The 6,590-nt window shown below is 59.2% G+C and carries 4 protein-coding genes and 4 pseudogenes; 2 read left to right on the top strand and 6 right to left on the bottom strand.

What is annotated here, in order from left to right:
* Window positions 1-87 (top strand): annotated as a pseudogene (locus B2M20_RS19135) (IS5/IS1182 family transposase); the annotation flags it as partial.
* Window positions 88-781: 694 nt separating this feature from the next.
* Here the strand turns inward: B2M20_RS19135 and B2M20_RS20795 are convergent.
* The 3 genes and pseudogenes from B2M20_RS20795 to B2M20_RS12760 all read right to left on the bottom strand — a co-directional run.
* Window positions 782-916, bottom strand: a pseudogene (locus tag B2M20_RS20795) (IS3 family transposase); the annotation flags it as partial.
* A gap of 53 nt (window positions 917-969) precedes the next feature.
* Window positions 970-1,470 (bottom strand): annotated as a pseudogene (locus B2M20_RS12765) (Ku protein).
* Window positions 1,471-1,683: 213 nt separating this feature from the next.
* Complete coding sequence (locus tag B2M20_RS12760; protein WP_079447431.1) at window positions 1,684-1,968, bottom strand: hypothetical protein; 285 nt, start codon at window positions 1,966-1,968, stop codon at window positions 1,684-1,686.
* 730 nt (window positions 1,969-2,698) lie between these two features.
* On the opposite strand from B2M20_RS12760, the pseudogene B2M20_RS12750 reads away from it, so the two are divergent.
* Window positions 2,699-2,851: pseudogene (locus B2M20_RS12750) on the top strand (IS3 family transposase); the annotation flags it as partial.
* Window positions 2,852-2,938: 87 nt separating this feature from the next.
* On the opposite strand, the gene istB reads toward B2M20_RS12750, so the two are convergent.
* From istB to B2M20_RS12735, 3 genes are all read right to left on the bottom strand, one after another.
* Window positions 2,939-3,733 carry an IS21-like element helper ATPase IstB gene (gene istB, locus B2M20_RS12745; RefSeq protein WP_079447429.1) on the bottom strand — a complete coding sequence of 265 codons (795 nt, stop codon included), beginning with the start codon at window positions 3,731-3,733 and terminating at the stop codon, window positions 2,939-2,941.
* Window positions 3,730-5,229: an IS21 family transposase gene (gene istA / locus B2M20_RS12740; protein ID WP_087881180.1), complete on the bottom strand. Its 1,500-nt coding sequence runs from the start codon at window positions 5,227-5,229 to the stop codon at window positions 3,730-3,732. The genes istB and istA overlap by 4 nt, the downstream gene beginning before the upstream one ends.
* 294 nt (window positions 5,230-5,523) lie before the next feature.
* A complete protein-coding gene (locus tag B2M20_RS12735; protein WP_079447428.1) occupies window positions 5,524-6,240 on the bottom strand; it encodes a DUF2270 domain-containing protein in 717 nt (238 codons plus the stop codon).
* Window positions 6,241-6,590: the final 350 nt, after the last annotated feature.

The raw sequence follows: 6,590 nt of genomic DNA, 5'->3' as shown, positions 1-6,590 counted from the left end.
CGCCGCATCGCCACCAGATATGATCGTCTCGCAATCAATTTCCTCGCAGCCGTCTGCATCGCTGCGCTGGTCAGTTACTGGTTATGAGTCCGGACCCTAGGACCCTCGTCACGTCTCAAATCTATACCTCTAAAAAGAAATATCAAGGATGTATCTTTAAGACTTCGCCATTCGTCATCGTAACGATCTTTTGCGCTTCATCATGGCCTTTCGGCTTGCTCACAAGTTCGTGGCAAATGCTGACGACGCGCTACCCGCGTAATTCGGCCTTCTACAGCGTTGGCTTGCGCAGAACACGCGATCTGCTAAACCGCGCCATTAGAAACTCAGGAGCTTAAATTGGCCAAGAAGAAAGCGACCGTTCGCCGCGAGTGGACACGTGACGATGTCCGCAATCTAAAGACGCTCGCAAAGCGGAAAGTTGGTGTCGCGAAGATTGCCCGGACGTTGAAGCGAACACCAGGCGCAACGGCTGCGAAGGCGTGCACCTTGGGCGTTTCCCTTAGCACGCAATAGATGCTGCGTGTCTCATTTAGCGGCGTCCCTGTCGCAAACGCGATCCAGCTGGCGGTTGATCGAGAATCGGGCCATGCTGCTGCTCGATGTTGGATTTGTGCAGACTGACCATTTAAAATGGTGATGGACCTGCTGCGGTCACGAGTTGCGCTTGAGACGGAAATTCTGATCTTGAGGCAACAAATCAATGTATTGCGGTCGTACACAAGCTACTACAACAGCACGTGTACTCACTGAATCATGAATAAGGGCGTGCCGCTGAGTAGATAATGCGGTTTTTCAGCGTCTGGTGCCGGCGCTCGATCTTCCTCTGGGTCTGAAGATGGTGCAGCGCACTGCGCACATGCTTCATGTCTTTACCCCTGAGCCACGTGGCCAGATCGTCCGCGACGTAACTCGGCCGTGATCGGCAAGCCCTTTTGCTTCTTAGCAAGCAGTTCGTACAAGGCGTTCTCATAGTGATCCTTCCGGGTCGAAGTGACCGCTCTTCTGGTCGACGATATGCTTGGCTAGCTCGAGCATGTCTTTGGTGATCTTTATGTCCTTGATGTCATCGAAATAATCAGCCGCCTTTCGTACCTCGTTAGGATAGCGCAGCAGCATACCGATGAGACCTTTGTCGCGCGCTTCCAGGGCAATGACGTGCTCGCGGTTTGTCAGCACCACCCGCGCCAGCGCCACTTTGTCGGTCGCTTTTGATGGTGTGGCGGATCACGGCATAGGCATCGTATCCGACCTTGCCATCCGGCATTAGATAATATGGCCTGACGATGTAGAGATCATCGATCTCGTTGCGGGAACAAATTGATCGATGTCGATCATGCGCGTGGACTCTTGAGCGATATTCTCCAGCTCGTGTTTGGTGATTTCGAGATAGCTGTCTGCATCGATCTTGTAGCCCTTGACGATGTCTTCGTTTGCGACGTCCTCGCCGGTTTCGGCATCGACTTTCACGTGCCGCACCTGATGGCCGATCTCTCTAGTTGGTTTGGTTGAAACTGACCTTTTCGGATTCGGGCGTCGCTTGAAACAACGCAATCGGACATGTCACGAAGGATAGCCGCAGGAAGCCCTTCCAGCTGGCGCGAGGTGCCATGAACTCAAAACTCCTGCTGCAGGGAGCCCGTAAATATAGAGCCTGGCAGAAAGAAAAGGAGTCGGAACAGATCAACAGTCCGGGCAAGTGTCGCCGAGCCCATCCCTGATGGCATCCATCTCAGTGATGCAGGTCTGCGGAAGGCGCCTGGGAAGGGTTTCGCCGAGCCTCTTCCCGGGCACGGTTCCAAGCGTCGGGATCAGCCCGGTCAATCCAGTGCCCATGATCCCCACATTCGACCACCGCCCCTTGAGCAACCAGCGTCCCAGCGCCCGGCGATACAGGCGAAAGGCCAGGCGGGCGGGAAGTGAAACGCGGGGAGGGGTTTTGATCTTGCGCTGCCGGGCAATGCTCATAGTTTTCGCCTCGAATCAGTTCGAGGCCAAGATTACCACGAAGGCGACAACGGTCCGATCGCTCCATCCTCGGAACAAAACGCGCGCGCCCAGCTTCCGAGAGATACAGCAAGAGCTGAGCACCAACTTCGAAGCGATCGTTCATCGTTCGCCTTTTTTGATTCGTCGCGATGAGATTTTGTTTGATGCGGAAAAGCTCAACAAACACTCACTGGCTGCATTCGCCACACGCGCGCACTGATTGCAACACAAGTGGTGAGAGACAAGCAGCATAGAGAGCAAGCATAGAGAGCAAGCATAGAGAGCAAGCATAGAGAGCAAGCATAGAGAGCAAGCATAGAGAGCATATGCGCCGATCTCGGAATAACGATTCCAATGTTACGAGCCCAGCGGCTCATTGCGGAGCAGGTCTGACAGACGCTCCGCCGGGTGCTCCTCGATCACAGCGAAGGACATGTCTCCTCACGCTGCGCACGATCGTGGATCAACTGAAAATGAGCGCGCGGCAACGGCGACCTGCGCCAGAACAGTTAGGATATAATCCCATTTCGGTGTAGCGCTGATGGGTTTTGCTGGCGATAACTATGGACGCGATTGCGTGTTCCGTGGACCCGGCGATACGTTAGCCAGCGCTTCGCCAGCGAGGCTTTACTCAAGGGTAGCCGGTCGCAGCGGAAGCCGCGATTGGATCGCTTTTGAGTGCTGCGTTTGACTTTTCGCGGCGAGTGCCTACGGCTACCGCCGCGTGCATGTGCTGCTGCGTCGCGAAGGTTGGCTAGTCAACCAGAAGAAGACGCGACGGATTTATCGCGAGTTAGGCCTGCAATTGCGCAACAAAACGCCGAAGCGACGGGTCAGGGCGAAGCTGTCAACGCCGGAGAGATTTTGCAGCGGCCGGCCGGAGTAAAAGTGCAGCACGGACGCAAGCAAGAAGGCCCCCGATATCGGGGGCCTTCTTGCTTGTCGGGTTTCATTCCTGAGGGGCCTCGTCCGACGGCGGGTCTAACCTGGCGCGGCGTGACCGGCGCTTGGATTGAGCGAGCCTGAAGCTGTCGCCGTTCATCTCGAGGATATGGACGTGATGCGTGAGGCGGTCGAGCAGCGCGCCGGTGAGCCGCTCGGAGCCGAACACGGATGTCCACTCATCGAATGGCAGATTGCTGGTGACCAACGTGCTGCCTCGCTCGTAGCGCTGGCTGAAGACCTCGAACAGCAGCTCTGCCCCCGTCGCAGAGAGCGGCACATAGCCGAGTTCGTCGATGATCAGCAGCTTGTAGCCAGCGAGCTGACGCTGAAGGCGCAGTAACCGCTTTTCGTCACGCGCTTCGATCAGCTCGTGGACCAGAGCCGACGCCGTGATAAAGCCAACCGATAGACCCTTCTGGCAGGCCGCCAGGCCGAGCCCGAGCGCGATATGGCTCTTGCCCGTGCCGCTGTTGCCGACGGCGATGATATTCTCGCGCCGCTCGACGTAGTCCGAGCGTGCCAGTTCCAGCACCAACATTTTGTTCAGCGATGGCAACGCCAGGAAGTCGAAGCTGTCGAGGCTTTTGACGGTCGGGAACCGTGCCGCCTTGATCCGGCGCTCCACCATGCGTCGCTCACGATCGATCATCTCCATCTCGGCCAGCCGCATCAGGTAGCGCGAATGGTCGACGCCTTCAGCCGCACACAGCCGGGCAAGCTTGTCGTACTCCCGCAAGAACGTCGGCAGCTTCAACGCCTTCAGATGGTGGGCGAGCAGAATCTGCGGGGTGTCGGTCATATCGCCGCTCCGGCCAACAGATCCATGTATGAGCGTGCTGACGTTGCAGCGACCGTCGCTTTGGGCAGATACGGATAGATCGTCATGTCGAGGCGTGGCGGACGCCGCTCGATGCGGCACAGCACCAGATGCTTCACGGCATCGAAGCCGACCGCACCGCGCGCGATCGCGTCGCGCACGGCGGCGGCCACGTCGTCGATCTTGAACACCTCCATCAATCGCAGCACCTGCACGAACTCGCGTTTGCCGGACTTGCCCATACGGGCCTCTAACAGGCGGCGCAGCGTCGCGAACTCCTCGGGCAATTGCCAATCGGCGAGCGGAGCGGCCTGGTCGAGCGCATTGGGTTTCTGTTCGATGAGCGCCAGGTAGTGCAGCGGATTGAACACGAAGTCCGCACGCTCGTAGGAGCGCAGATGGCGCGCAATCACCTCGACCCCACAGGAGATGACGACCTCGTGCACGTAGCCACGGACCAGCACCTTCTGGTGCCCATAGGCCGGGGGCACCGAGTAGTCGTTCAGCCGATAGCGCACCAGCGAGAGTGAGTTGACGCTGCCCGGCTTCTTGTCGCAAGCGTCGTAGGGAGCCGGCAGCGGCTTCTGGAAGGTGGCGAGATCGTGCTCCAGGCGCTCACCGATGGTGCCGTCATGGCCGCGCAGTCGGTCCGCAAGGCGCTTCCGACACCCCTCCAGAAGATGCGCGTTCAATGCCGCGAAGTCAGCGAACACGGGGATCGGCACCAGGAAGTTCCGCCGCGCGTATCCAACAAGCCCCTCGACCTTGCCCTTGTCGTTACCCTTGCCCGGGCGGCCAAACCGATCCGTGAACAGGTAGTGCGATTGCAACTCGCTGAACACGCGCGTGCGCTGGCGCTTGCCGTTGCCGAGAATGCGGGCAACCGCGATCCTGGTGTTGTCATACAGGATCGACCGCGGCACCCCGTCGAAGAACGCGAACGCTCGCACGTGCCCGTCGCAAAACGCTTCCGTCGTCTCTGCCGGATAGCCCACCACGAAGATCGCGTCGGAGTGCGGCAGGTCCATCGCGAAGAAGTGGATCTTGCACTCGACGCCGCCGATCACACCGATCGCTTCGCCAAAGTCCGCCTGGGCATGCCCCGGTGGATGCACAAGCGGAACGAACATCTCCTGTGTCCGCTGGCGCCAGACGGCAACGTAGTCCTTCACGATCGTGATCTTGCCCGTAAACCCGTGCTCGTCGCGGAGCCGTTCGAAGATCCGCTTTGAAGTATGCCGCTGCTTCTTCGGCCGCTCCCTGTCGGCCGCCAGAATCCCGTCAATAACGCCGGTGAACTCGTCGAGCTTCGGCCGCAACGGCGGCTTCCTGCGCACGTATCCTGGCGGCACTGAGAACTTCAGCATCTTCGAGACCGTTCTGGCGTTGATGCCGAACCGATCTGCCGCAGCACGCTCGCTGATCCCCTCGATCAGAACGGCGTGCCGGACCCGCGCGTAAAGCTCCACTGTCTTCATCCCCCGCCCCCTTACGAAGTAACTTCCCTTGGAGATGCTGTGCGGGTTACCGCACGGAGCCTCCATTCAACGGCTACTTCTGGCGTCTGGTTTGACAATTCAACAGGCACCGGCTACCCGGAAAGTCCGTTTCTGGCGTCGGAACGACAGCGCGCAGCACGCCGAGCCCAGGCGATCGACGCGAAGTTGACTTCGCCCGGCGCGTCCATTCGGTAATTTGCGCGCGTGCGCCAGCACCTCGATTCTCGCCGCGCGACATCGCATCCTCCCAGCGTTCCATCACCGGGCTAAACGTCAGACATGGACCTCGCCATGGGCAAGTTCGCCCGAATGCTTGTCGGCATGCACGGTCGCTAGCCCAAGTCCGCCGTAAAAAAGGGCAACTGCCGCAACGACTGCCCAGCCCGGAACAGGACCCAGCATTGCGTTCCCAACAATCTCGTGAAGCGAGCGCACGATCTCGGGTCTCGTGCCTTCCTCCTGCAGGGCATGGGATGATATTTTGAGCACCCAGGCCATCAGCAGGATCAGGAACATCCAGATGTAATTCCTTCGCAGCCGGCGAGCGAGCGCTGTCCTGTGACTGATTAGAAAGCGGGGCGTGCGCAGGTCTTCTGCCAAGGCGGCGGCCCAGTCAGCGCGCAGTTGCGGCACGGGTGCAAAAGTCTCTGCAAAGTAGTTACGTTCAAGCTGCCGGACCCTCGCCCGGTAGACGTCGAAAAACCGGTAGCGGCGAGCCTCGATCCACAGCAGCAGCAAGATGAGCGCCATTGCGAAAAGGAGCACTCCGTGATGGGCGTTCGGGGTCGAGAGCGAAACCGACAGCATCGCGGCCACGACAGTGATAGCCCAGTTGCTTGTCCGGTCCAGCCTGTCACGCCAGCCCGACATCCGTGCAATCTCGCCCCGGTGATAATGCACGATCGTGTTGATGAACTCGATCGAGGTCGTCGGAAAAGGCGGGATCGCAGGGTCCGGCTCCGCTACCGGAATAACATCGCTACTTACCATTCTATCCTCCCATACAAGATCGTCAGCCCGACCAGCGTGAAGCCGGCGCCGATCGTCGGCACGAAAGGCGATTGCTCGTGATGGCTCGGCTTACGAACTAGCCCAGCATGACGCCTTGGGACGCGTCAACGCGGTGTTCTTGCGGAACGCTTCTCGCCAGCGCCCCACGTGAGGGCGGTCACGTAAACCAGCAGGCGGATTTGCCACGTGGGCGACACCGAATTCGTCCTGGCCGGAGGCCGAGCAGCGCCTAGAGCATTTTCCGACCGGAATGAATCGTTTGGGATTCCCAAAACGGCGCGAGTCAGATTCAAGCTGCATGCTGGCGAAGGAGGCCAGCATGCATGGCC

Origin of the sequence: Nitrobacter vulgaris, from assembly GCF_002028545.1 — a bacterium.
In the GTDB taxonomy this organism is placed as follows: Bacteria; Pseudomonadota; Alphaproteobacteria; order Rhizobiales; family Xanthobacteraceae; genus Nitrobacter; species Nitrobacter vulgaris.
This window is presented reverse-complemented; position numbering and strand designations above follow the sequence as displayed.